The sequence below is a fragment of the Rhizobium binxianense genome, from assembly GCF_028994275.1.
Lineage (GTDB): Bacteria > Pseudomonadota > Alphaproteobacteria > Rhizobiales > Rhizobiaceae > Rhizobium > Rhizobium binxianense.
The window spans coordinates 3448141-3472160 of record NZ_CP118713.1 but is presented as its reverse complement, the minus strand read 5'-3'; the positions used below and the strand labels follow the sequence as shown (position 1 = coordinate 3472160).

Here is a 24020-nt window from a genome sequence, read left to right as displayed (position 1 = left end):
GCCTATCGCTCCGGATCGGGGTTGAAAGGGTTGGGGTTCGGCGGATTGATCGGCGGCGTCGAACGGACGGGTGCGGGGCGCGGACGCGGCGGCAGGGGCGGCGGCGCTGCCTGGTTGTTGCCAGCATCGCCGAAGACTTCGCGGGCAATGGCGCCGATGCCGCCGAGCGAACTCAGGATGGAAGAGGCTTCCATCGGCATCATCACGATCTTCGAATTCGGCGCCGAACCGATCGAGGTCAGCGCCTCGGTGTATTTCTGGGCGACGAAATAGTTGATCGCCTGGATGTCGCCGGCGGCGATCGCCTCGGAGACCATCTTCGTTGCCTTGGCTTCGGCCTCGGCCAAGCGTTCGCGGGCTTCGGCGTTGCGGAAGGCGGCTTCGCGCTGGCCTTCGGCCTGCAGGATGGCGGATTGCTTGGCGCCTTCGGCTCTCAAGATCTGCGCGTTGCGCGAGCCTTCAGCCTCCAGCACCTGGGCGCGCTTCTCGCGCTCGGCCTTCATCTGGCGGGCCATCGCATCGACGAGGTCGCGCGGCGGCTGGATGTCCTTGATCTCGACGCGGGTGACCTTGATGCCCCAGGGATGCACGGCCTCGTCGACGACGCGCAGTAGCCGGTCGTTGATTGCATCACGGTTGGAGAGCAGTTCGTCGAGATCCATCGAGCCCATGACTGAGCGGATGTTGGTCATGGTGAGATTGAGGATGGCGTTTTCGAGGTTGGAGACCTGATAGGCAGCCTGGGCGGCGTTCAGCACCTGATAGAAGGAGACGGCATCAGCCGAAACCGAGGCATTGTCCTTGGTGATCACCTCCTGGGTCGGCACGTTCAGCACCTGCTCCATGACGTTCAACTTGGCGCCGACGCGTTCGATGAAGGGGGTGATCAGGTTGAGGCCTGGCTCCAGCGTGCGGGTGTAACGCCCGAAGCGCTCGATCGTATAGCGGTAGCCCTGCGGCACTGTCTTGATCCCGGCAAAGAGCACCAGGATGACGAAGATGACAAGCACGATCACGACGATGTCGAAGCCGCCGAACAGCATGAAGAATTCCTCCTATCGGCGCATGCGCCCATACACTGATGTGGTGGGGTAGCATGTTCTTTGCGAGGAAGAAATGCCACACGGATGCCACACATCCGTGTGAGGCGGAGGTTTCGTCTCGGTTGGGTTATTCGGGGCTTCGCCAGCTATCCGTGCGGCGCTGCTTTCTGAAAAAAATTTCTCAGACCCAGCCCTGCAATTCGCGGCGAACGACCGTTTCCAGCACTTTCATGCCGTCCTCGCCGTCGTTGAGGCAGGGAATATGCGCGAACTTCTCGCCGCCGTTCTCATGGAAGGAATGGGCAGCCTGTTCGGCGATCTCCTCCAGCGTCTCCAGACAGTCGGAGACGAAACCGGGATTGATGACGGCGATGCGCTTGACGCCGTCCTTGGCGAGCTTCTCCACCGTCTTGTCGGTATAGGGCTGCAGCCATTCCTCCGGCCCGAAGCGCGACTGGAAGGTGACCATGAAGTTATCCTTGCTGAGCCCGAGCCGTTCGCGCAGCAGCCGGCCGGTCTTCTGGCATTGACAGTAGTAGGGGTCGCCCTGCTTGAAATAGGACATCGGAATGCCGTGGAAGGAAGCAAGCAGCATCTCCGGCTTCCAGTCGAGCGTCGACAGATGCCGTTCCACCGACTTGGCCAGCGCTTCGATATAGGCCTCATCGTCATGATAGTCAGGCACGGTGCGCAGCGCCGGCTGCCAGCGCATCGAGAGCAGCTTCTGGAACGCCTTGTCGTTGACGGTGGCGGTGGTCGCCGCCGCATATTGCGGATAGAGCGGGAAGAGCACGATACGGTCGCAGCCCTCTTGCTTCAGTGTCTCAATGCGCGCGGCGATCGACGGCGTGCCATAGCGCATCGCCCAGTCGACCTTGACGTTGTCAATATCCTTCAGGCGCTCGGCCATCAGTTCCGACTGGTTGCGGGTGTAGGTGCGGAGATAACTTTCGTTCTTCTCCTTGTTCCAGATCAGCTCATAGGCCTTGCCGACCTTCTGCGGGCGGGTGTTGAGCACAATGCCGAACAGGATCGGATACCATTTCCACGGCGACCATTCGATGACGCGTCGATCGGTCAGGAATTCCCGGAGATAGCGGCGCATCGACGTGTAATCGGTGCCGTCGGGCGTGCCGAGATTGACCAGCAGGACACCGATCTTGCCTGACTTGACGGCCGGATGGTCCGCCGGGCGGAGTGAAATATCTGCTGTCATTCTGGTCCAACGCTCTTTTTGTCCCGCCGGCTCATACGCAGCCTCGAGATCGTGGTTCACCCTATAGAAAGAAAAGCCGGCCCGGGAAACCCCGGACCGGCCAGCGGCATCGGGACAAATCGTCTTACTTGGCGGGGACCTCGATCTCCTTGCCGACCGTCAGGTGATGCGGGTTCGGCTTGCCGTTGGCATCCGAAAGCTTTCGCCACAGCGTGCCGTCGCCGTAGAAGGTCACGGCGAGATCCCAGAAGGTGTCGCCGGCGGCGATGACATGGGTGGACGGTGTTGTCGCGGCAGGGGCGGAGGCTGCCGGTGCCGGTTCCGCAGCGGGTGCGGGAGCTGCTGGTGCCGGTGCAGCGGGTGCGGGAGCCGGTGCTGGTGCAGCGGGTGCCGCGGGGGCAGGAGCGGGCTCGGTTGTCGGCGCAGGTGCTGCGGGTTCGGCAGCGGGCGCCTGTGCTACAGTCGCGCCCATTTCTGTGACGCGGCCATCGGTATAGGGCTTATAGGGTGAATGGGCGGCCAGATATTCCGCGGTCACATCGGCAAGATCCGGGCCGAAGTCATAGGCGTTCAGGCCCTCTTTAAAGATCGAATAGCCGTCGCCGCCGGCCCGCATGAAGTTGTTGGTGGCGACCTTGTAGGTCTTGGCCGGATCGATCGGCGCGAAATTGGCGCCGTCCTTGACCTGTACCTCGCTGACGCGGCTGCCGACGGGCTTCGACTGGTCGAAGGAGAATTTCAGGCCGGCGACCTGCGGGAAGCGGCCGGCGCCCTGGTCTATCTGGCTGACGCCGTTTTCGAGCGCCTTGACGACATCGGCGCCGGTCAACTCGAACGTCGCGAGCGTGTTCTGGAACGGCAGGACGGTAATGACCTCGCCCTGGGTGACCTCGCCGCCGTCGATCGAAGCGCGCAGGCCGCCGCCATTCTGGACGGCGATGGTAACGCCCTGGTTCTTAGTGCGGTCGAGCATGGCGTCGGCCACCAGATTGCCCATCGAGCATTCCTTGACGCGGCAGACCTTGCGGTCGCCTTCGATCGGGCTGTCGGAGGAGCCAATCACCTTCTTGCGCAATTCCTCGATCGGTTTGGCCAGTTCGGCGATGCGGGCAACGACGGCCGGATCGGGCGTAAAGGTGGAATCGATCAGGATCGGATCGCCCTTGGCATCCTTGACGACGCCGTTGTCGTCGAAATTGACGACGAAATCGCCGAGATACTTGCTGTAGGAGGCGGCCTGAACGACCGGCACCTTGTAGCCGCCGGGATTATCGACCATCGTCGGGTAGGGGCCTTCAGCCTTCGGGTCGGTATTGGAGAGCAGGCTATGGGAGTGGCCGCCGACGACGACATCGACATCCGGTATCTTGGCGATCAAAGCGAGATCGCGGGGATAACCGACGTGGGTGAGCGCGATGATCTTGTTGACGCCCTGGCCCTTCAGATCCTGGATGGCTGACGTGATGCTCTGGACGTCATCGGCGATGGTGACGTTCGGACCGGGGGAGGACAGCTCGGGGGTATCATTGGTGACGGCGCCGACGATGCCGATCTTCTGGCCGCCGACATCGAGCACCAGCGAGGGTTTGATGCGGTCGCCGAGCTTGGAGGCGGCCGTCGCCTTGACGTTCGCCGTCACGACGGGGAATTGCACCTTGTCGAGGAAAGTCGCAAGCCCGTCTTCACTGTCGTCGAATTCGTGGTTGCCAACGGTCATGGCGTCGAACTTCATCAGGTTCAGGAATTCGGCTTCGGCGGCGCCCTTATAGGTCGTGTAGAACAGCGAGCCCTGGAAATTGTCGCCGGCATTCAGCAGGAGAACGTTCTTGCCGGATAGCGCCTGACGGCGCTGGTCGATCGCGGTCTTCAGGCGGGCAGCGCCGCCGAAGCATTCCTTCTTGCCTTCCTCCTCGGCCGAGCAGGTGGAGTCGAACTTGTTGATCGATTCGATGCGCGAATGGAAATCGTTGATATGAAGAATATTGAGTTCGTAATCGGCAAAGGCGGCGCCCGCGCTCAGCGCCAGCATGGACGCGGTCAAAAGACCGAAGCTGAAAGACTTCGTCATCCCTGTTCTCCTGATTGAGGCGAGAGATCCCCCGATCCTCGCCGATCCCTTCCACAATCCGCCGGGGCAGTTTCCCGGCGTGCGGATGTTCCATCAGACGATGGGCGACCGCAAGAGAAAGCTGGGCCAGACCGGGCGCTTTCCAAGGGGGCAGGGCAAAAAAGCCAGAGGGTTAACCCTGGCATTCGCCATCGGCGGCGTTTCGGTAGAGTTCGTGCACGGCCTCTGCAATATTCGGACCGTGGCGAGCGCGACGATCAGGCAGAGAAGGGAAACGACGCGGTGAAAGCGCCGGCCGGCCCGATGGGCAAGGAATGCGCCTGCGCCATAAATCAGGATGGCGGGTACGGCGAAGATCAGCACCTGCAGCGGCCCGTCGCAATCGGGAGCGGCAATACCCTGGGCACGATAGACGTTGGCCGGCGAGATGAGGGCAAGTGCCGCGGGCGGCATTGCAAGCAGCAGGAGGAGGTAAAAGGCGAAGGCCCGCATGGTATTTATCCGCGCAAACCCAACCCCATTCGCTCGTCTTAGCCGCGGCGTGAAAGCGTGAACTGCGAACCGGTTGCTGTCGTACAATTCAGCTGGCTTGATCCGATCAAAGCGCAATTAACAAGCGAGCTTGTTCTTTTGATATTCGAGTACAGATTTATCTGAATAATCCCATCTGGGCTGGTCGTATATGTCCCCGATGCCATCTGTGTATTTGTTCCATCGTTCGTGCGGGTTACGAACTGTCCGCTTGTGAAGGTAGACGTTAAGCCGTTGGCGTCTGACCACGCACCTTCAACTGAATTTGTAGTGGCCGGTGCGGTTGCAACCGGCAGACGACGCGGCTCGGATGAAACGCAGGCGGCAAGAGCGGCGGCTGCGCCGACAAGAACGAGACCAGTTCTGATTTTCATAAGGCTTCTCCCGGCGAATCGGCGCGGCGGACAGCCGCCAAGTTCGGGCAAAACATGGCGCGCGCCCGCTGTGAAGGCAAGCCTTGGAGGGGCGGCGGGCGGCATTTAGACAGCAGGCGTTACAAAAATGCCCGCCTTGCGGCGGGCATCTTCGAGGTTGTGCGGGCGATCTTAGCGAACCAGGATGTTCCTGAACTGCCAGGGATCCTTGGTGTCGATATCCTCCGGGAAGAGGCCTGGACGGCCGTCAAGCGGGGTCCAGTCGGTGTAGTGGCCTTCGACCGGGCCGAGATAGGGCATCTGCACTTCGAGGCAGCGCTTGTAGTCGATTTCGTCGGCTTCGACGATGCCGGCAGTCGGGTTCTCAAGCGCCCAGACCATGCCGGCAAGAACGGCTGATGTGACCTGCAGGCCGGTGGCGTTCTGGTAGGGGGCGATGCGGCGGGTTTCTTCCAGCGACAGGCGCGAGCCATACCAGTAAGCGTTCTTCTCATGGCCGTAGAGCAGGACGCCGAGTTCGTCGATGCCGTCCTCCAACTCGTCCTCGTCGAGAACGTGATGGACCGGCTGCGACGTACCGCCATTGCCGAACATCTCGTGCAGCGAGAGCACGGCGTCATTGGCCGGATGGTAGGCATAGTGGCAGGTCGGGCGGAAGGTCACTTCGCCGTCCTTGTCGCGAACCGTGAAGTAATCGGCAATCGAGATCGACTCGTTGTGGGTGACGAGGAAACCATATTGCGGGCCGGGCGTCGGGCACCAGGTCCGCACGCGGGTGTTGGCGCCCGGCTGCTCCAGGTAGATCGCCGCCTTGTTGCCCTTCTTGTGCTTCTTGGCGTTTTTCGGCATCCACTCTTCATGCGTGCCCCAGCCGAGTTCGGCCGGCTGCAGGCCTTCGGAGATGAAGCCTTCGACGGACCAGGTGTTCCAGAAGACGTTCAGCGGTTTCGGATGCTTGGTGCGCTGGGTGTCGCGCTCGGCAATGTGGACGCCCTTGACGCCGAGCTTCTTCATCAGCTTTGCCCAGCCTTCGCGATCGTGCTGGTCCGGCTCGTCGAACTTCAGGCCGGTGTCGTTTGCGAGGTTGACAAGCGCCTGCTTGACGAACCAGGAGACCATGCCCGGATTGGCGCCGCAGGTGGAGACGGCGGTGGCGCCGCCCGGGTTCTTCGCCTTTTCCTTGCGCATGGTTTCGCGCAGCGCATAGTTGGTGCGATCGGCATTGCTCATGCCCTTGTCGAAATAGAAGCCGAGCCAGGGTTCGACGACGGTGTCGATGTAGAGCACGTCATGCTTGCGGCAGAGCTTGATAATATCGAGCGAGGAGGTGTCGACCGAGAGGTTGACGCAGAAACCCTGGCCTTCGCCTTCGGTCAGCAGCGGCTTCAGCAGCTCCTTGTAATTGTCCTTGGTGACATATTCCTTGATGTGGCGAACGCCGTGCTTCTTCAGGATCTCCATGTCGGAGGGCTCTTCGCGCGGGTCGATGACGACCATCCGGCTCTTGTCGAATTTGAAATGGCGCTCGATCAGGGGCAGGGTGCCGCGGCCGATGGAGCCAAAGCCGATCATCACGATCGGGCCGGTGATTTCGGCATATACCGGATAGTTTTGTTCCGTCATTCTTTTCTCCTGTGGAAGGGGACGAAGGTGCTCGGCCTGAAGATTTCTTTTGAAATTGCCGCAGAGATGCGAAGTGACCGGCTCTAACCATAAAACCGCGTCACAATAAAGAGCGTTGACGGGGAAAGGGCAAATATCGGGCGGACGGATGTCCGACCGGCTCCCGCAAAAATCAGCGTTTCAGGATTTCCAGTCCTTCGGCCGTCGTCGTCACCGCAAGTTCGGTGATGTCGTATTCGGCGACGCCGTGGATGGTGAAGGGATCGGCGGCGACATAGGCCTCGATTGCGGCGCGGTCGCCGATCGCCAGGATCGCACCGCCGGTGCGCGGCACCTTGCGGCCGGACGCCAGGAACCAGCCCTTGGCATAACCCTCTCTGACCCAGGCCATGTGGGGCTCCATGTGCCTGTCGGCTTCATCGTTGGATTTGAGATAGGTGAGGGAGAGAATGAACATGGTCAGTTCCTCAGAAGGTTTGCGCGGATCAGGCCGCGAAGCGAGTTGCCGACATAAAGTGCGCCGGCATCGAGATCGGCAAGCGTGAGGCGGCCGACGCGCGCCTTGCGCGCGCAGATGAGTTCGGTGCGCAACACGCCAGCGAGCAGGCCGCAGGAAATCGGCGGGGTGCGCAGCATACCGGTCCCGTCATCCAGGAAGATCGAGGTGATGGTGCCCTCGCAGACGTCGCCGCGCTCGTTCAACAGGATGACTTCGTCGGCCTCGGCAGACGTATATTCGGCGCGCGCGGCCTCGTAGACGGCGCGGCGGGTAGTCTTGACGCGCAGCAGCTTATCGGCGGAATCGAGACGGGTCCCGGCGAGGCGCACGGTCCAGGTGGTATCGGGCGCGAGCGGCGCGAAAGCGGCGCTCGTCACCGCGATGCGGCCTTGCGGGTCGAAGGTCAGGCGGATGCGTAGCGGACGGACAGCGCCTGCAACGGCGTCGTCGAGCTTGGCCGCCGCGTCGATCGGTAGCGGGAAGCCAAGACGGCGGGCGGAGCGGGAAAGTCGGGCGAGATGCAGCTTCAAGCGGATGAAGCCTTCCCCGGGCTGCCAGCGCAGCGTCTCGATCAGTGAAAAATCGATCATCGTGCGATCCATTGGTCGCCGACGGCGAAGCGGGCCTTGAGCAGGCATTCCTCATATTCGGCCTCGGCGGTGGAATCGAAGACGATGCCGCCGCCGACATTGAAGACGGCCCTGCCGCCGTCAAAAAGCGTGATGGTGCGGATGGCGACGGAAAACCGCATGGCGCCGGTCGGCGAGATCATGCCGATCGCGCCGCAATAGGCGTCGCGCGGGACATCCTCGAGCGCATGGAGAATCTCCATTGCCCTGATCTTCGGCGCACCGGTGATCGAGCCGCAGGGAAAGAGTGCGGAAAAGATGTCTCGGATCGAAAGGCCGGGGCGCAACCTTGCCTGCACATGGCTCACCATCTGGTGGACCGTCGGATAGGTCTCGATGTCGAAGAGTTTCGGGACGTCGAGTGTGCCGACCTCGGTGATGCGGGAGATGTCGTTGCGTAGGAGATCGACGATCATGCGGTTTTCCGCTTGCGTCTTGATATCGCGGCGCATGGCCTCGATGATTTCGACATCCTCGGCGGCGGTGGCGCCGCGTTTTGCCGTGCCCTTCATCGGATGCGTCTCGATCCAGCCCTGTTCGTCGGTACGGAAGAAGAGTTCGGGCGAACGCGACAGAATGACCGGACCGGCGAGATCGACCAGCGCGCCGTATTTGACCGGCTGGCGTTCGATCAGCGACCAGAAGGCGGCGCGGGGATCGCCGCTCCAACGGGCCTCGACCGGCATGGTGAGGTTCGCCTGATAGGCGTCGCCGAGCCGCAGGTGATTGTGGAGGCGGTCGAAGCGCTCTTTATATATAGGGAAATCCCAGGCGGCTTTCGGGGCGGTGAGGAATTCCTCGTTCTCGAAGCGCTGTTTTGGCTGGGCGACCGGATGCGCATCCGGCTGCGGAGCGTCGAAGACGCCGAAACAGAGCAGCGGGGTCTCGCGGTGTTCCCCGGCGAAGGGGGCGAGTTTGTCTTCGAAGAAGTATCCGGCCTCGTAGGCCATGTAGCCGGCAAGCCATTTGCTCTCGGCCTTGGCCTGCTCCATGCGGGAAAGGCCCGCAAAGAATTCGGCGCGCGTTCGCGCGACGATGATCTCGGCCGGTTCGGCGAAAAGCATCACCTGTCCTGATGTGTCGTCGCGGAAGAGAATATAGGGTTGGTCAGCCACGCAACGCTTTCAGTTTGTTCTGCTCCTCATTGCTCAAGGTGCGATGGGGAAAGTGAGATATCTTCCGCCTCTCCCCTCGGGGGAGAAGAGGCCCGAAGGGCAGATGAGGGAGTGGAGCGAAGCGACCTGGGCATATGCGAAGGATATTCCTGCCGTGTGGCCCCCTCATCCGCCTGCCGGCACCTTCTCCCCGAGAGGAGAAGGGACGCGCGCTCTCAGCCCCTGTCCAAAGCCTCCAACTCGTCGATCAGCCCCTCGATCATCGACAGGCCCTGGCTCCAGAACGACGGATCGGTGGCGTCGAGGCCGAAAGGTTTCAAGAGTTCCGAGTGATGCTTGGTGCCGCCGGCCCTCAGCAGTTCGAAATACTTCTCCTGGAAGCCCTGCTCGGCCTTCTGGTAGACGGCATAGAGCGAATTCACCAGGCAGTCGCCGAAAGCGTAGGCGTAGACATAGAAGGGCGAGTGGATGAAGTGGGGGATATAGGCCCAATAAGTCTCGTAACCTTCAGAAATGTTGATCGCCGGCCCGAGGCTTTCCGACTGGACCGAGAGCCAGAGTTCGCCGATGTCGTCGGCGGTGAGTTCACCTGATTTGCGGGCGGTGTGGAGCTGGCGCTCGAATTCGTAGAAGGCGATCTGGCGCACGACGGTATTGATCATGTCCTCGACCTTCTGGGCGAGCATCGCCTTGCGCTCGCGTTTGTCGCTGGTCTTTTCCAGAAGCGCGCGGAAGGTCAGCATCTCGCCGAAGACGGACGCGGTTTCGGCGAGCGTCAGCGGCGTCTGGCACATCAGCGCGCCTTGCGCGCCGGCGAGAACCTGATGCACGCCATGGCCAAGCTCGTGAGCAAGCGTCATCACGTCGCGCGGCTTGCCCATGTAATTGACGAGCACGTAAGGGTGGGCCGAGGGAACCGTCGGATGGGCGAAGGCGCCAGGCGCCTTGCCGGGGCGGACCGGGGCGTCGATCCACTGCTCGTCGAAGAAGCGCCTGGCAATATCCGCCATCTCGGGGGCGAAATTGCCGTAGGCCGAAAGCACCGTATCCTTCGCTTCGGGCCAGGAAATGATGGCGTTGGAAGTCTCCGGAAGCGGCGCGTTGCGGTCCCAGAAATTCATCTGCTCCATGCCGAGCCATTTCGCCTTCATCTTGTAATAGCGATGCGAAAGGCGGGGATAGGCTTCGCGGACAGCGGCTGCCAGCGCATCGACGACCTCGCGCTCGACGCGGTTTGCCAGGTGCCTGGAGTCGGCGATGTCCTCGAAGCCGCGCCAGCGGTCGGCGATCTCCTTGTCCTTGGCAAGCGTGTTGGTGATCAGCGTGAAGGTGCGGATATTTGCCTTGAAGGTTTCGGCGAGCGCCACGGCTGCCTTGCGGCGGACTTCCGGATCCTTTTCCTGCAGCCGGTTCAACGCCACTTCGAGCGGCACTTTCTCGCCATCGATGTCGTAGCGAAGTTCCGCCATGGTTTCATCGAAGAGGCGGTTGAAGGCAGCCGCAGATGTCATCGACTTTTCGAGGAAGAGCTGTTCCAGCCGATCGTCGAGCTGATAGGGCTTGTCTTTCCTGAGGTCGATGAGCCAGGGGCGGTAATGTCCTGCGGCCGGATCATTGGCCATACAGGCGTCGATCACTGCGTCGTCGATGCGGTTGAGTTCGAGCGCGAAGAACAGCAGGTGGCCGGAAAATTCGGTGATCTTGGCCTGCACGTCGCCGTAGAGCTTGCCGTTCGCCGGGTTGGTGGTGTCGGAGAAATAGGTGAGGCCGGCAAAGGAGCCGAGGCGGCCGATGATATCATCAAGCGCCTCGTATTCCTTCAGCGCCGCGCCGATGCCCTCAGCGCCGGTCTTCGTCGCGGCGTCGGCGAGTTTGCCCTTCCACTTCCCTTCAAAGGCAATCGCGGCCTTGCCGGCCTTTTCCATGTCGGCGACGAAAGCGGTTGAGGTGGCGGAGGGATAAAGATCCTGCAGCCTCCAGACCGGCAGATCACCGAGCGCCGGATCGGCGGCTCCAGCCGGCGCTGCTGGCGACAAAAGAAAGCCGGCGTGCGGGAGCTTGATTTTCATGGGCGCAATTCCTCTCCACTTTCATAACAGTCTGCTTGAATAAGCGTGAGAAGGTCCCGTATCAAGGGCCATTCAGCGCATGAAAGGCGTCGCTTCGGCACGAAAACGACCCGTTGCAATCGTTAAAATGCAATTATTTCTCAAAACTGGATGTTCAAGCCTTTCTGCCAGAGTGCGCTTCATGGTTTCGCATGAAGTGGAGCGACAATGACCGGTTACAATGAGCTCAAGGGAGCAGGGCAAATCCTCGTGGTCGAGGACGACCCGGTGCAGCGCCGTCTGCTCAAGAACGCAATCGAGCGCCACGGCCATGTCGTGCACCAGGCGGAAAACGGCCGCATCGGCCTGGAAATGGTCAAACGCGACAGCGGCCTTTTCAACGTCATCGTGCTCGACCTGATGATGCCGGAGATGACCGGCCTCGAATTTCTCGACGCGCTGCACGAATTCGGCACGCAGATCCCGGTCATCGTCCAGACGGGGCAGGGCGGCATTGAAACGGTGGTGCAGGCGATGCGCGCCGGCGCCTTCGATTTCGTCGTCAAGCCGGTCTCGCCCGAACGCATCGCCACCTCGATCTCGAACGCGATGAAGCTCGACCAGCGCGAGGTCAAGGCGCGGGCCGGACGCCGATCTCGCTCAGGCGCGGTCGGTTTCGACGACATCGTCTCGGCAAGCCCGGCGATGATCCGCGTCATCGATCTGGCGCAGCGGGCGGCCCAGTCCAACATTCCCGTCGTGCTCGAAGGCGAATCCGGCGTCGGCAAGGAGCTGGTGGCGCGTGCCATCCAGTCCGGCGGCGACCGCTCGAACAAGCCGTTCGTCACCGTCAATTGCGGGGCGATCCCGCATAATCTTGTCGAGAGCATCCTCTTCGGTCACGAGAAGGGCGCGTTTACCGGCGCGACCGAGCGCCATATCGGCAAATTCATGGAAGCCGACGGCGGCACAATCTTCCTCGACGAGATCGGCGACCTGCCGCTCGAGGTGCAGGTGAAGCTGTTGCGCGCCGTGCAGCAAGGCGAGATCGAGACCGTCGGCGCGCGCACCGCGCACAAGGTCAATGTCCGGCTGATCTCGGCGACCAACAAGGATCTGATCGAGGAGGTCAAGAACGGCCATTTCCGCGAGGATCTCTACTATCGCCTCAACGTCTTCCCGATCACCATTCCTGCACTTCGCAAGCGTAAGGAGGACATTCCGCATCTGGTGCGCGTCTTTGCAGACCGCTTCTCCAGCGAGCAGAAGAGTGGTCGGCGCATGACGGTGAACGCAGGCGCGTTGGCGCTGCTGACCGCCTATGACTGGCCGGGCAATATCCGCCAGCTCGAAAACGCAATCTTCCGTGCGGTTGTTCTGGCCGAAGGGGCGGAACTGACCGAGGGCGACTTCCCGCAGATCGCCGCCCAGCTTCCGGAATACGAAGTCGTGGATCACTTGGCGCTCGTTGCCGACAATACCGGCCTCGATCCCGATGACAATTATGGTGACGACTTCAGGGCATCGATCGCAGGAGAAGTACACCACCGCCTGTCGGAAACCTCGGAAAACGCGATCGCCAGCGTCAATCCTGCCGGCGACGTGCGTAGGCTTGCCGATGTCGAGGAGGAGCTCATCCGATTCGCACTCAAATTCTATCGCGGACAGATGAGTCAAGTGGCGCGCAAACTTGGCATTGGTCGGTCCACACTTTATCGCAAGCTCAAGGACTACGGTATAGACCCCGACAATCCCCAGAAAGATGCGGCTTAAGCGCTTTTTGTTAAGACTAAGGCAACCACGATTTGTTACTGATCATAAACCACTTGTTAGTGGCTCGTTCACTATGTAAAGAAAAGGTTGATCATGTGTGGCATTTTTGCCATCGTGTGACCGCATTTGACAGTCATCTGAGACAGTACGGGACATTGTCTGTCTGACGGGGATCGAGTTGCCGAATCTGAATGGGAATTCCAAGCCTTCGCGCTTGAGCTGGCGTGCTTTGTGCGCCGACATCTGCGGAAAGGCAGTAAGGACGGCAGCGGCCGCCCTTCTGGCGCTCGCGGTTTCCTCACCGGTATTCGTCAGTACACCTTCGCAGGCAGCGGGCGACACCCGCAGCCTCAAGCTCTATTTCATCCATACCGGCGAAAAAGCCGTCATCACCTACAAGCGCAACGGCAAGTTCGACCCCAAGGGTCTGGAGCAGCTGAACCGCTTCCTGCGTGACTGGCGCAAGAACCAGCCGACGAAGATGGACCCGCGCCTGTTCGACCTGATCTGGGAAGTCTATCGCCAGAGCGGTTCGAGGGACTATATCAACGTCGTCTGCGGTTTCCGTTCGCCGGGTACCAACGAGATGCTGCGCGGCCGCTCGCGCAACTCGGGCGTCGCCGAAAAGAGCCAGCATATGCTCGGCAAGGCGATGGACTTCTTCATTCCGGACGTCAAGCTGGCGACCCTGCGCGGTATCGGCATGAAGATGCAGGTCGGCGGCGTCGGCTTCTATCCGAAGTCGGGTTCGCCCTTCGTGCACATGGATGTCGGCGGCGTTCGCGCCTGGCCGCGCATGAGCCGCGACGAGCTGGTCCGGCTTTTCCCGAACGGCAACACCATCCATATTCCGGCCGACGGCAAACCGCTGCCGGGTTATCAGCAGGCGATGGCCGACTACAAGCGCCGCGTCAGCGGCACGCAGATCGAGATCGCCAGCGCTTCCGAATCGGCGCCGAAGCATAAGACGCTGTTCGAAGCACTCTTCGGCGGCGGAGCGGACGAGCAGGAAGACGAGAACGACGATTCGGCGCCTGTCGCCGTCGCCAAGGCGACGCCGCCGAAGGCCGAACCCGCGCCTGCCGAGCCGCAGCAGACCGAAGTTGCCGATCTCAATGCGCCGGTGCCGCAGGTTCGCCCGGCCTTCAGCAACCAGCCGGCCGGCAGCGAAGTGGCAAGTGCGCTGGTGGCGCCGTCTTCGGGTAATGCCGCGCAGCAGGCTCTTGCCGCAGCGCTTCCGGCCGATCAGGCCCAGCCGCAGCAGTTTGCCGATCTCAGCGCCTACAGCATCCCGGTTCCCTCGCTCCTTGGCCAGCGCCGCGCACCCGGCGACGCCGAACTTGCTTCGGCCGATCCCAACATGCTGACGGGCGCGAACGGACTGCCGGTTCCGACGCCGATCGAACGCCCCGCCGTTGCCGAGAACCTTCTTGCCGCGGCCGATGCGGATCCGGAAGCAGAGGCCGACGAAGCCGATCAGGACGCGCTGTCTCCCGCGGTTGCCGATGCGCTCGATCAGGAGAATAAGGGCCAGCAGAACAAGGGTGTAGAAAACCAGGTCGCCTCGCACGCGCCTGAGATGACGGTAGAGCAGGCGATCAACGCCGCGATGCCGCAAAAGGCGCCCGCCGCAAAGCCGCCGCTCGAGCTCGCAGCTCTAGCGCCGATGACCAAATCGGCAAGCTTTGGCGACGGCTTCGACGAACCGGCTGCCGAAAGCGCCGTGGCCCAGGGCCTTCCTGCCAAGGGCGGCCGCCCGACGCAGAAGGAAGCCGCCGCGGCCGATGCCAGCCGCACGACGGTCCGTACCGAGCCGAAGCTGACGCAGAAGATGATTTCGCAGTGGGCGCTGACCAATGCCCGCCTCGAAATGGCCTCCAAGCAGGTCAAGGCGCCGCGTTTCGTCAGCCAGACGATGCGCGCCCAGCCGACCGCGGTCTATGCCGAGGGCTTCAACATCAAGACCGCTTCGGTCGATCCCGCCCGCTTCAGCGGCACGGCAGTGAACTTCATGGAAGTGCGCAAGTTCAACACGAACTGAGCCAGCCAATCATGGAATATCAAAAACCGCCGGAGCGATCCGGCGGTTTTTCTTTTTAGATATTGTGCAATCCATGGCGCGCAAAAGAAAAGCCGCCGGAAGGCCCGACGGCTTGTCGACATCGGCAATGTCGGCCGATCAGCCTTCCGGCGGCGACTCGATCATGCCGAGCGCGTGCAGGTAGGTGTCGAGGATGGCTTCCTCTTCCATGCGCTCCTGCTCGTCCTTCTTGCGCAGCGCCACGACCTTCTTCAGGATCTTGGTGTCGAAGCCCATTCCCTTGGCTTCGCCATAGACGTCCTTAATGTCGTCGGCGATGGTCTTCTTTTCTTCTTCCAGCCGTTCAATGCGCTCGATGAAAGCGCGAAGCTGGTCGCGGGCGACGCCATGAGCATCAGACATCGTGTTCTCCTGATTTTTCGGTGATCAATTTGGGATGCACGTGACTGCCGCGAAGCGACGTCACGGTCAAGCCTGTTGTCGGCCGCCCGAGCTATTTGTGTGGGTTGTTCAGGTCAAAAGCAGCCTTTTGCACAGGCGAGGCCTCGTTCTGGTGAAGATTCTTCCAGTCTTCATACGGCATGCCATAGACCATCTCGCGCGATTCGTCCCTGCTGACCGTGACACCTTCGGCCTCGGCGGCTTCACGATACCAGTTCGACAGGCAGTTGCGGCAGAAGCCGGCGAGATTCATCAGATCGATGTTCTGAACGTCGCTGCGTTCCCTGAGATGGGCGAGGAGGCGGCGGAAGGCGGCGGCCTCGGCTTCGGTCTGCTGTTCCTTGCTGAGCGCGGTCATCTCGCTTTCCTTCCGTTCAATGGGGCTTTCGTTCAATAGGGGCCGGTGCGCGACAGGTGCACGTCATATGTGTGCAAGGCGGGGTCGGCATTCATCGCCGCAAAGATCGGCGCCAGGCGCTCGGCCCATGCCGATATGCCGGCCTCGTCGGCGATCAGGTCCTGCCGCACCTCGAGCAGCGCATGCGGAATGCCCGTGATCATGCAGTGGCGGTACATGGTATCGCCCTTCAGTGCGCCGTCATAGGGTTCGTTGTCGCCGACGATGAGATCGGGATCGGCGCGCAGCAGGTCAAGCAACGGGCCGACGGCGCGACGGTCGCTATCCCAAAGCACGGCGGCGTGCCAGGGGCGAGGAATACCTTTCCAGGCCGGGGTGAAGGAATGCAGCGACAGCACCAGCGGCGCCCGGCCGGTGGCGTTCGCCACGCTGTCGATCGTTGCGGCGACGGCATTGTGATAGGGGCGGTGGAAGGTTTCGATGCGGTCGTCCCATTCCTGCGGCGTGATCGGATGATTGCCCGATATGACGGCGCCATCTGATATTTTCATGATCAGCGTCGGATCGTCTTCGCCGCGGTTCGGGTCGATCAGCAGGCGGGAAAAGCCGCCGAGCACCGCGGGCACGCCGAGCCTCGCCGAAAGCTGGCGCGTCAGCCCCTCGATGCCGATGTCATAGGCAATGTGGCGGGCAAAGGCCGCGTCGGGCAGTCCGAGCCGTCCATATCGAGCGGGAAGGCGGTTCATCGCGTGATCTGCGAGGATCACCATGCCTTTGTCATGTTTGCCGGATAGAATCTCGAAGGATTGGAAGTCGTCCATCAGGAATTGCCGTTCGTCATTGTGCAGTCGGGCGCAGTGATCGCATGCGCCTGCGGCAGGTTCAAGCGCCGCAGGCGGACAGAGGTTCAACCGGACCCTCGACGGGTGGTTTGCGAAAGGAAATATAATCGATTAGCATTGCGTTGACTTTCGCTTGACGGCGGCGCAAGAAGACACGGATACGAATAACCGTGGAGCTATTTGGGAGCCGTGTTGATCCAAGCCGCGCCAAGTTTCCTCACGCGGTCCGGACCGCTGGTCCGTCTCGCTCTGTTCGCTCTTGCAGCCATCATGCCGTTTTTCATCGCAGATGCCGCACGCGCCGATTTTCGCGTCTGCAACGGAACGCAAAACCTCGTCGGCGTCGCGATCGGCTATCGGGCCAAGGATGGCTGGATGACGGAGGGCTGGTGGCAGGTGCCGGCAACGACCTGCGCGACGTTGATCGAGGGAGAATTGCAGTCGCGTTATTATTACCTCTACGCAGAGGACGCTGCCCGCGGAGGACGATGGACGGGTGACGTGCAGATGTGCGTGGCGGAAAACGAGTTCAAGATCACGGGTGTGCAGGATTGTTATGCCCGCGGTTATCAGAAGATGGGATTCAAGGAATATGATACGGGCCGCCAGGGTAGCTGGATGGTTCAGCTCTCCGACACCCCAGGGACGCAAGAAAGCCAGAATTGATGAAGCGTAATCGCAAAATTAAAATCCTCGCCACCCTCGGGCCCGCCTCCTCCGAGGAATCGATGATCGAGAAGCTGCATCAGGCCGGTGCGGATGTCTTCCGCATCAATATGAGCCATGCGAGCCACGACCTGATGCGTACGCTCATCGAGCGCATCCGCTCGGTCGAAGCGCGCTCCGGCCGGCCGATCGGCATTCTGGCCGACCTGCAGGGACCAAAACTGCGTGTCGGCAAATTCGCAGACAGCAAAGTCGACCTGAAACCCGGCCAAACCTTCACGCTCGACAACAACGAAGCGCTCGGCGACCAGAACCGCGTCTATCTGCCGCATCCCGAGATTCTGGAATCGGTGCAGCCCGGCCACCGCCTGCTGATCGACGACGGCAAGCTCGCGCTCCGCGCAGAAAAATGTGATGGCAAGAGCATCGTCACCACCGTTATTTCGGGTACGCGCATCTCCGACCGCAAGGGCGTCAGCCTTCCCGACACGTTGCTCGGCGTCGGCGCACTGACGGATAAGGACCGCGCCGATCTCGACGCCGTGCTCGCTACCGACGATGTCGACTGGGTGGCGCTGTCCTTCGTCCAGCGTCCCGACGACCTTGCCGAAGTGCGCAAGATCGCCCGGGGCCGCGTCGGCCTGATGTCGAAGATCGAAAAGCCTCAGGCGCTTGAGCGCATTGAGGAAATCATCGAGCTTTCCGACGCCTTGATGGTCGCCCGCGGCGATCTCGGCGTCGAAATGCCGCTTGAATCGGTTCCCGGCATCCAGAAGCAGTTGATCCGCGCCTGCCGCCGTTCGGGCAAACCGGTGGTCGTCGCCACGCAGATGCTGGAATCGATGATCTCAGCACCCGTGCCGACACGCGCCGAAGTTTCCGACGTCGCGACCGCCGTCTTCGAAGGTGCCGATGCCGTCATGCTCTCCGCCGAATCGGCCTCGGGCGACTATCCGGTCGAAGCCGTCTCGACCATGGCGTCGATTGCCACTGCCATCGAGCGCGAGCCTCATTATCCCGGCATCATCTATGCCCAGCGCGCCCAGCCGGAAGCGACCGGCGCCGATGCGATCTCGCTTGCTGCCCGCCAGATCGCCGAGACGCTGAAGCTGTCGGCGATCGTCTGTTACACCTCGTCGGGCACCACAGGCCTTCGCGCCTCGCGCGAGCGTCCGCAGGTGCCGATCCTGGCACTGTCGCCGATCATCAAGACGGCGCGCCGCCTTGCCATCGTCTGGGGTCTGCATTGCGTCGTCACCCATGACGCGACCGATCTCGACGACATGGTCAACCGCGCCTGCCGCATCGTTGCCGACGAAGGCTTCGGCAAGCCGGGCGACCGTATCATCATCTCGGCCGGCGTGCCGCTCGGTACGCCTGGCGCCACCAACATGATCCGCATCGCCTATATCGGCTCCGACGGCCAGAGCGGCATCTGATCCGATCGCATCCTTTCAAAAGCCCGCTGCCTCAAAAAGAGGTGGCGGGTTTTTCGTTGGCGGGCCGGCATTGCAAAGGCTAGCGACGCATGCAAGTTTCGATTTCCATCAAAAAATTGAGCATGATGTCGCCCGCAAACCGCTGACACTTTTCGGCATCATGCACTGGTTCTGGGAGGGGCATCATGGATCTCGTCACGCTTCTGGCTTTTGCAGCCGTTTCCTTCGTCGGCATCGCGACGCCGGGGCCGACGGTGCTGCTGGCGCTGACCAACGGTTCGCGACACGGTCTGCGCCGGGCGATTGCCGGCATGATCGGCGCGGTGCTTTCCGATTTCCTGCTGATCGGCGCGGTCGCGATCGGGCTCGGCGCGCTGCTGGCCGCGTCGGAATTCTGGTTCTCGGTGTTGAAATGGGCAGGTGCCGCCTATCTCGCTTTTCTCGGCATCATGCTGCTGCGCTCGAAGGGCACGATCGATGCGGCGCTGAAGTCCGGGGCGCCTGCCAGTGCGACATCGCCGTTCTCGATCGGACTGAAGAGCTTCATGGTCGCGGCGACCAACCCGAAGGGCTATTTGTTCTTCTCGGCCTTCCTGCCGCAGTTCATCGACCCGACCCTGCCGCAGGCAACGCAGTATGCGCTGCTGGCGCTGGTTTTTGCCGTGCTCGATTTCCTCATCATGTTCGGCTACGCCTTCTTCGGTACGCAGGCAGTGCGTTTCCTGAAAACTTCAGGCGCCATGTGGCTGGAGCGGGCCTGCGGCGGCGCGCTGCTGGCGCTTGCCGGCTCGCTCGCCTTCTATCGCCGGGCAACCGTCTGAGTTCAGGGTTGAGGCAGGGATAGGTGACCGACGCGATAGGCCTGCGTGTGTCCGCCGATCTCGGGAATTTCTCCCCACAGTCTGAAGCGCACCCGCGTCCAGGTCGTCGGTTCGAAGCCGGAGACGGAGGCGAGAGCGTCGCCTGTCGCGACGTCGGCGCCAGCCTCTGCGCTTTCGGCACGACGGATGTCGGCGAGCGGCGCATAAGGCTCTGTCTGCAGGACATCGCGTGTGGCGAACCTGGCTGAGGCGATATCAGGCGAGATTTCTGCCTGCCAGACAATCCAGGTCCTTACCTGTGGCAAGCCGAAGGCGCTGGTGAGAGCCTCGAAACCTGGGCCGCAGAGGAAGTTGCTTGCTCCTTCCGGCCTCTGCCAGAGATAGAAGGGCGCATAGAGATTGTCGTGGCTGCCGAACTCTCCCTTGCGGGCGCTGAGATAGGCTTTGAAACCGAGATTGGGAAAGCCGTCGAGCAACGGACCCTTGTCGCGGATGCGGCGGTCGACGATCGACATGTCATAATCGGCGGGCAGGGTGAAGCTGTACTGCATGGTGATCATGACTGTGCCACCGGTTCCAGCCATTCGACGATGCTGCCGTTTTCCACCGGCTGGATGCTGATATAGCTGAAGGGGCTGTCATCGGCTGCGCCATGCCAGTGGCACTCACCCGGCGCAAACCAGACGGCGTCGCCGGCCCGCAATGCTTCGATCGGGCCGCCCTCGTTCTGCGCCAACCCATGGCCCGAAAGCACATAGAGCAACTGGCCTCTGGGATGCGTGTGCCAGCGCGTAAGGGTGCCGGGATCGAGCGCGGCGCGCATTGCGGTGTTCTCGCCATCGGCGCTGCCTTCGAGCAGCATCTCGACCCAGAAGGGCGCAGTCGCGACGCTCTCCGGCGAACGGATTGCCTTGCCGGGGCGCCTGATGGTCATGGTCTTCGGGTTCGAAGCGCTCATTGCCGGCCTCCAGCCACACGTAGCCGCCAGTCTAGGTCGATCATCTGGGCCATGCCGTCGCCGAAGGACCAGTCTTCCGGTGCGCTGGTGCTGATGACGATCATCACATCCTCAGGCCGGAGGCCCGGCGATTGCGCCAGGAGATCGGCGATCCGCCGATAGAGCGCCGCCTTCATCTCGCCGGTGCGAGGCCTGCCTGTTGTGATCGAGATATAGACGAAATTGTCGGAGCGCGGGCCGGCGAGATAGTTGCGGTCGAAGATCAACTCATTCTCGTCATGTTGATGGATGGCCTGGAAACGGTCGTTTTCGGGCACGTCGAAGGTGTCCATCAGGGCGCGCTGGATGTTGTCGGCGATTGCGCCGAGATAGTCCGGCGACTTGCCTTTGCGAAGGGAAATTCGAACGAAGGGCATCGGGGTCTCCATGGTTCAGGCCGTCTGTCGGCCTTGACAGCAGAACCATCGCACGGCACGATGATGCTGAAAATCAGAATTTTATGGATTAATTATCCTGAAAAATGGGATTATATGATGCGGCGGACGATCTTCGATCTCGATGTGCTTCGCACCTTTTCGACCGGCATGGAGCTCGGCAATTTTGCCAAGGCGGCCGAGCGGCTCGGGCGTTCGACCTCGGCGGTCAGCGCACAGCTGAAGAAGCTGGAGGAGCAGGCGGGTACGCCGATCTTCCGCAAGGCGGGGCGCGGGTTGGCGCTGACCGACGCCGGCGAGACGATGCTCGGCTATGCCAGGCGGCTGCTGGAACTCAACGACGAGGCGGCTGCGGCTGTCAACAGCGTCGAGCTGGAGGGCTGGGTAAGACTCGGCCTGCAGGAGGATTTCGGTGAGACCCTGCTGCCCGAAGTGCTCGGCCGCTTCGCGCGTGCCCATCCGAAGGTCCGGATCGAGGCGCGGGTGGTCCGCAATGCCGAACTGCTCGAGCGCGTCACATCGGGCAAGCTCGATCTGGCGCTTGCCTGGAGCGATGGCACGCTGACCACCCATTGCGAGCGGATCGGCGAAGTGCCGATGCGCTGGATCGGGCCTGCCGAGGGGCCGCCCGCATGGCAAGCGGCTAGCGGCGAGCCGATGCCGCTCGCCTCGCTGGAGGCGCCGTGCCTGTTGCGCAGTGCGGCGACCCGGGCGCTTGACGAGGCCGGTATTTCCTGGCGGCTCGCCTTCGTCAGCCCCAGTCTCGGCGGTCTCTGGGCGGCGACGGCGGCAGGCCTCGGCCTCACCATCCGCACGCCGATCGGGCTGCCGGCGAAGGTGCGGCCGCTGGTGCCCGGGACTGTCGGCCTGCCCGATTTGCCGAAGCTCGGTCTGGTCCTGCATCGGGCGGAAGCCGAACCGCAGCCGGCTGCGGCGCGCCTTGGCGAACTGGTGCTGCAGTCGGTGCATGGTGCGTTGCGCGAGGTGCCGGCCTGACATCTCCGCGTTGACCCCTCGAGCGCGTGCCTGTAGCTTCGGACCGCTATGAAGATGATCACCCTCAATATCGCGACAGTCTTCTTCTTGAGCCTCTAGAGGCTCTGCCTTCGGGCATCAGAAGACGCGGCCGCTGACCAGCCTTCGCGGTTGGCGCGTTGCCGCGAACTGCAACCACCTGCATCTGGCCAAGGAAAGAGCCGGCAGGTTTGGCGATAGAGAGATATTTAATGACACCAACTGTTTACCCGCCGGCGCTGAACGCCGCGCAGATCGAACAATTTATCGAGCATGGCTTCATCAGGATCGACGATGCTTTTCTTCAGGAGCTGGCCGAGGAGGCGCGCGTCATCATGTGGCGCGACATGCCCTTCGCTGCGGATGATCCAAACACGTGGACGCAGCCGGTCGTGCGGCTTGCCGGCTATGGCGGTGGGCCGTTCGAAAAGGCTGTCAACACGCCTGTCTTGCATTCAGCCTTCGACCAGCTCGTCGGCAAAGGGCGCTGGGAGCCGCGTAATGGGCTCGGCAGCTTTCCGGTGCGCTTTCCTCATCCCGACGATCCCGGCGATGCCGGTTGGCATGTCGACCTCAGCTTTCCCGGCGAGGATTGCGATCCGAACGAACAACGGGACTTTTCGGCCTGGCGGGTGAACATCACCTCGCGCGGGCGGGCGCTGCTGATGCTGTTCCTGTTCTCGGATGTCGGGGAGCAGGACGCGCCGACCCGCATCCGCGTCGGGTCGCATAAGGATATCGCCCGCCTTCTGGCGCCCGCGGGCGAAGCGGGGATGGCGCATCTCTGGCTGGAGCATGTCGGGGAAGACCGGCTGCTGGCGTTAGCGACGGGCCTGGCGGGCACGGTCTATCTGTGCCATCCGTTCCTCATCCACGCAGCGCAGATGCATCGCGGCAGGGAGCCGCGCTTTATGGCGCAGCCCGGCCTTGCCCCTTCCGAACCGCTTCGGCTCGAACGGCAGGACGGCGCCTATTCACCGGTCGAGATCGCAATCCGCCGGGCGCTTCAGGACCGGTAGCGAGGACAGAAAGTACCCGGCCGTTGCAGGCCGGGTGCTACATCTGCTGGGCGTTGCGGCGGATTGCCTGCGGCGGCTGGCCGAAAGCGCGTAGGAAAGCGCGGCGCATGCGCTCGCGGTCGGCAAAGCCGGTCTCGTCGGCGACGACGTCGATCGGATGGCGGCTCTGCTCCATCATCAGCCGGGCGGCTTCGAGTCTCAGATTTTCCACCGCTTTGGCAGGCGATTGTCCGGTTTCGGCGCGGAAGGCTCGGCTGAACTGGCGGGGGCTGAGATGGGCGGCTTCCGCCAGTTCTTCGACCGAAAGCTGCGATTTCAGATTGCCGCGGGCAAAGTCGAGCGCCTTCTGAATGCGGTCGGATTTCGGTTCCAGCTCCAGCAGCGCGGAAAATTGCGACTGGCCGCCGGACCGGCGGTGATAGACGACAAGCATTCGGGCCACTGCGCGGGCGACCTCTATGCCGTGGTCCTTCTCGACCATGGCGAGTGCCAGATCGATCCCGGCCGTCATGCCGGCCGATGTCCAGACCGAGCCGTCGATAATGAAGATGCGGTCCTCTTCCACCTTGATCGCTGGATACCGCGTCCTCATTTCGCGGGCGAGACACCAGTGCGTCGTCGCGCGTCGGCCGTCGAGAATACCGGCTTCGGCGAGAAAGAATGTGCCGGTGCAAATCGAAGCGACGCGGCGAGAGGCGCCAAGAGCCGCGCGAACGAAGTCGCTTTCACCGGGGCTTGGCAATGCAATGCCGGGCGCGCCGGTGACGATCAGCGTATCGAATCCGGGATCGCCGAAGGGCTCGGTCTCGATCGCCATCCCGAGCGAGGTGCGCAGCGAACCGCCGGCTTCCGAGAGGTAGCGGATGTCGTAGACCTTCTCGTGGAAATGCAGATTGGTGAATTCGAAGGCCGACACAGCCGCCAGGCCCATAATCTGGAAGCCGGGGTAGAGCAGGAAAGCGATGGTCTGCATGACTAAGCTCCGATGTCCTAAAAGGTGGTATATATGACATTCAGGACGCTGACAATCCGGGGTATGGTTCTCCTCACGCGCAGGGCAGAGGCCGG

At 62.1% G+C, this 24020-nt stretch carries 23 protein-coding genes and 1 pseudogene; 7 read left to right on the top strand and 17 right to left on the bottom strand.

Going from position 1 to position 24020, the window contains the following annotated elements:
* Positions 1-2: 2 nt before the first annotated feature.
* The 10 genes and pseudogenes from PO860_RS17135 to PO860_RS17090 all read right to left on the bottom strand — a co-directional run bounded on the left by PO860_RS17135 (position 3) and on the right by PO860_RS17090 (position 11167).
* Positions 3-1043 (bottom strand): SPFH domain-containing protein, encoded by a 1041-nt coding sequence (locus tag PO860_RS17135; RefSeq protein ID WP_183609529.1) that lies wholly within the window; start codon positions 1041-1043, stop codon positions 3-5.
* A 181-nt stretch (positions 1044-1224) separates the two neighbouring features.
* A complete protein-coding gene (hemH, locus tag PO860_RS17130) occupies positions 1225-2259 on the bottom strand; it encodes a ferrochelatase (protein ID WP_183609530.1) in 1035 nt (344 codons plus the stop codon).
* Positions 2260-2383: 124 nt separating this feature from the next.
* A complete protein-coding gene (locus tag PO860_RS17125; RefSeq protein WP_183609531.1) occupies positions 2384-4327 on the bottom strand; it encodes a bifunctional metallophosphatase/5'-nucleotidase in 1944 nt (647 codons plus the stop codon).
* Positions 4328-4499: 172 nt separating this feature from the next.
* A pseudogene (locus PO860_RS17120) lies at positions 4500-4819 on the bottom strand (hypothetical protein).
* Between the two features lie 38 nt (positions 4820-4857).
* Complete coding sequence (omp10, locus tag PO860_RS17115) at positions 4858-5232, bottom strand: outer membrane lipoprotein Omp10 (protein WP_183609532.1); 375 nt, start codon at positions 5230-5232, stop codon at positions 4858-4860.
* Between the two features lie 171 nt (positions 5233-5403).
* Positions 5404-6855 carry a homospermidine synthase gene (locus PO860_RS17110; RefSeq protein ID WP_183609533.1) on the bottom strand — a complete coding sequence of 484 codons (1452 nt, stop codon included), beginning with the start codon at positions 6853-6855 and terminating at the stop codon, positions 5404-5406.
* Positions 6856-7027: 172 nt separating this feature from the next.
* Positions 7028-7312, bottom strand: coding sequence for a YciI family protein (locus PO860_RS17105; protein ID WP_183609534.1), 285 nt, complete (start codon positions 7310-7312; stop codon positions 7028-7030).
* 2 nt (positions 7313-7314) lie between these two features.
* The gene (locus PO860_RS17100) at positions 7315-7944 is read right to left on the bottom strand and encodes an aminotransferase class IV family protein (protein ID WP_183609535.1); all 630 of its coding nucleotides are present in this window, start codon (positions 7942-7944) and stop codon (positions 7315-7317) included.
* The gene (locus tag PO860_RS17095; protein ID WP_275038336.1) at positions 7941-9047 is read right to left on the bottom strand and encodes an aminodeoxychorismate synthase component I; all 1107 of its coding nucleotides are present in this window, start codon (positions 9045-9047) and stop codon (positions 7941-7943) included. Before PO860_RS17095 ends, PO860_RS17100 begins: the two co-directional genes overlap by 4 nt.
* A gap of 266 nt (positions 9048-9313) precedes the next feature.
* Positions 9314-11167, bottom strand: a complete 1854-nt coding sequence (locus PO860_RS17090) for a M3 family oligoendopeptidase (RefSeq protein WP_273884936.1) — start codon at positions 11165-11167, stop codon at positions 9314-9316.
* A 207-nt stretch (positions 11168-11374) separates the two neighbouring features.
* Here PO860_RS17090 and PO860_RS17085 point away from each other — a divergent pair, with 207 nt between their 5' ends.
* Both PO860_RS17085 and PO860_RS17080 read left to right on the top strand, forming a co-directional pair.
* Entirely contained in the window at positions 11375-12919 is a 1545-nt protein-coding gene (locus PO860_RS17085; protein WP_272783893.1) for a sigma-54-dependent transcriptional regulator, read from the top strand.
* Positions 12920-13097: 178 nt separating this feature from the next.
* Positions 13098-14960: a peptidoglycan L,D-endopeptidase MepK gene (locus PO860_RS17080; RefSeq protein WP_275037902.1), complete on the top strand. Its 1863-nt coding sequence runs from the start codon at positions 13098-13100 to the stop codon at positions 14958-14960.
* Positions 14961-15098: 138 nt separating this feature from the next.
* Here PO860_RS17080 and PO860_RS17075 read toward each other — a convergent pair whose 3' ends face one another.
* The 3 genes from PO860_RS17075 to PO860_RS17065 all read right to left on the bottom strand — a co-directional run bounded on the left by PO860_RS17075 (position 15099) and on the right by PO860_RS17065 (position 16580).
* Positions 15099-15362: a DUF2312 domain-containing protein gene (locus PO860_RS17075; RefSeq protein WP_003585771.1), complete on the bottom strand. Its 264-nt coding sequence runs from the start codon at positions 15360-15362 to the stop codon at positions 15099-15101.
* A gap of 91 nt (positions 15363-15453) precedes the next feature.
* A complete protein-coding gene (locus PO860_RS17070; RefSeq protein WP_183609540.1) occupies positions 15454-15759 on the bottom strand; it encodes a DUF1244 domain-containing protein in 306 nt (101 codons plus the stop codon).
* 32 nt (positions 15760-15791) lie between these two features.
* Positions 15792-16580 (bottom strand): N-formylglutamate amidohydrolase, encoded by a 789-nt coding sequence (locus PO860_RS17065; RefSeq protein ID WP_272783895.1) that lies wholly within the window; start codon positions 16578-16580, stop codon positions 15792-15794.
* 201 nt (positions 16581-16781) lie between these two features.
* On the opposite strand from PO860_RS17065, the gene PO860_RS17060 reads away from it, so the two are divergent.
* From PO860_RS17060 to PO860_RS17050, 3 genes are all read left to right on the top strand, one after another.
* Entirely contained in the window at positions 16782-17267 is a 486-nt protein-coding gene (locus tag PO860_RS17060) for a DUF1036 domain-containing protein (RefSeq protein ID WP_089152718.1), read from the top strand.
* Positions 17267-18706: a pyruvate kinase gene (gene pyk / locus PO860_RS17055; protein ID WP_183609542.1), complete on the top strand. Its 1440-nt coding sequence runs from the start codon at positions 17267-17269 to the stop codon at positions 18704-18706. The genes PO860_RS17060 and pyk overlap by 1 nt, the downstream gene beginning before the upstream one ends.
* A gap of 185 nt (positions 18707-18891) precedes the next feature.
* Positions 18892-19527: a LysE family translocator gene (locus PO860_RS17050; RefSeq protein WP_272783896.1), complete on the top strand. Its 636-nt coding sequence runs from the start codon at positions 18892-18894 to the stop codon at positions 19525-19527.
* 2 nt (positions 19528-19529) lie between these two features.
* Here PO860_RS17050 and PO860_RS17045 read toward each other — a convergent pair whose 3' ends face one another.
* The 3 genes from PO860_RS17045 to PO860_RS17035 are packed head-to-tail and all read right to left on the bottom strand — an operon-like array spanning position 19530 to position 20901.
* A complete protein-coding gene (locus PO860_RS17045; RefSeq protein ID WP_272783897.1) occupies positions 19530-20087 on the bottom strand; it encodes a DUF4865 family protein in 558 nt (185 codons plus the stop codon).
* Positions 20084-20485: a cupin domain-containing protein gene (locus tag PO860_RS17040; protein ID WP_272783898.1), complete on the bottom strand. Its 402-nt coding sequence runs from the start codon at positions 20483-20485 to the stop codon at positions 20084-20086. The genes PO860_RS17045 and PO860_RS17040 overlap by 4 nt, the downstream gene beginning before the upstream one ends.
* Positions 20482-20901, bottom strand: coding sequence for a tautomerase family protein (locus PO860_RS17035; RefSeq protein WP_272783899.1), 420 nt, complete (start codon positions 20899-20901; stop codon positions 20482-20484). Before PO860_RS17035 ends, PO860_RS17040 begins: the two co-directional genes overlap by 4 nt.
* A gap of 117 nt (positions 20902-21018) precedes the next feature.
* Here PO860_RS17035 and PO860_RS17030 point away from each other — a divergent pair, with 117 nt between their 5' ends.
* Positions 21019-21915, top strand: coding sequence for a LysR substrate-binding domain-containing protein (locus PO860_RS17030; RefSeq protein ID WP_183609547.1), 897 nt, complete (start codon positions 21019-21021; stop codon positions 21913-21915).
* Between the two features lie 230 nt (positions 21916-22145).
* Positions 22146-22952 (top strand): phytanoyl-CoA dioxygenase family protein, encoded by an 807-nt coding sequence (locus PO860_RS17025; protein WP_272783900.1) that lies wholly within the window; start codon positions 22146-22148, stop codon positions 22950-22952.
* A 37-nt stretch (positions 22953-22989) separates the two neighbouring features.
* Here the strand turns inward: PO860_RS17025 and PO860_RS17020 are convergent, their stop codons facing one another.
* Positions 22990-23925, bottom strand: a complete 936-nt coding sequence (locus PO860_RS17020; RefSeq protein ID WP_183609549.1) for a GlxA family transcriptional regulator — start codon at positions 23923-23925, stop codon at positions 22990-22992.
* Positions 23926-24020: the final 95 nt, after the last annotated feature.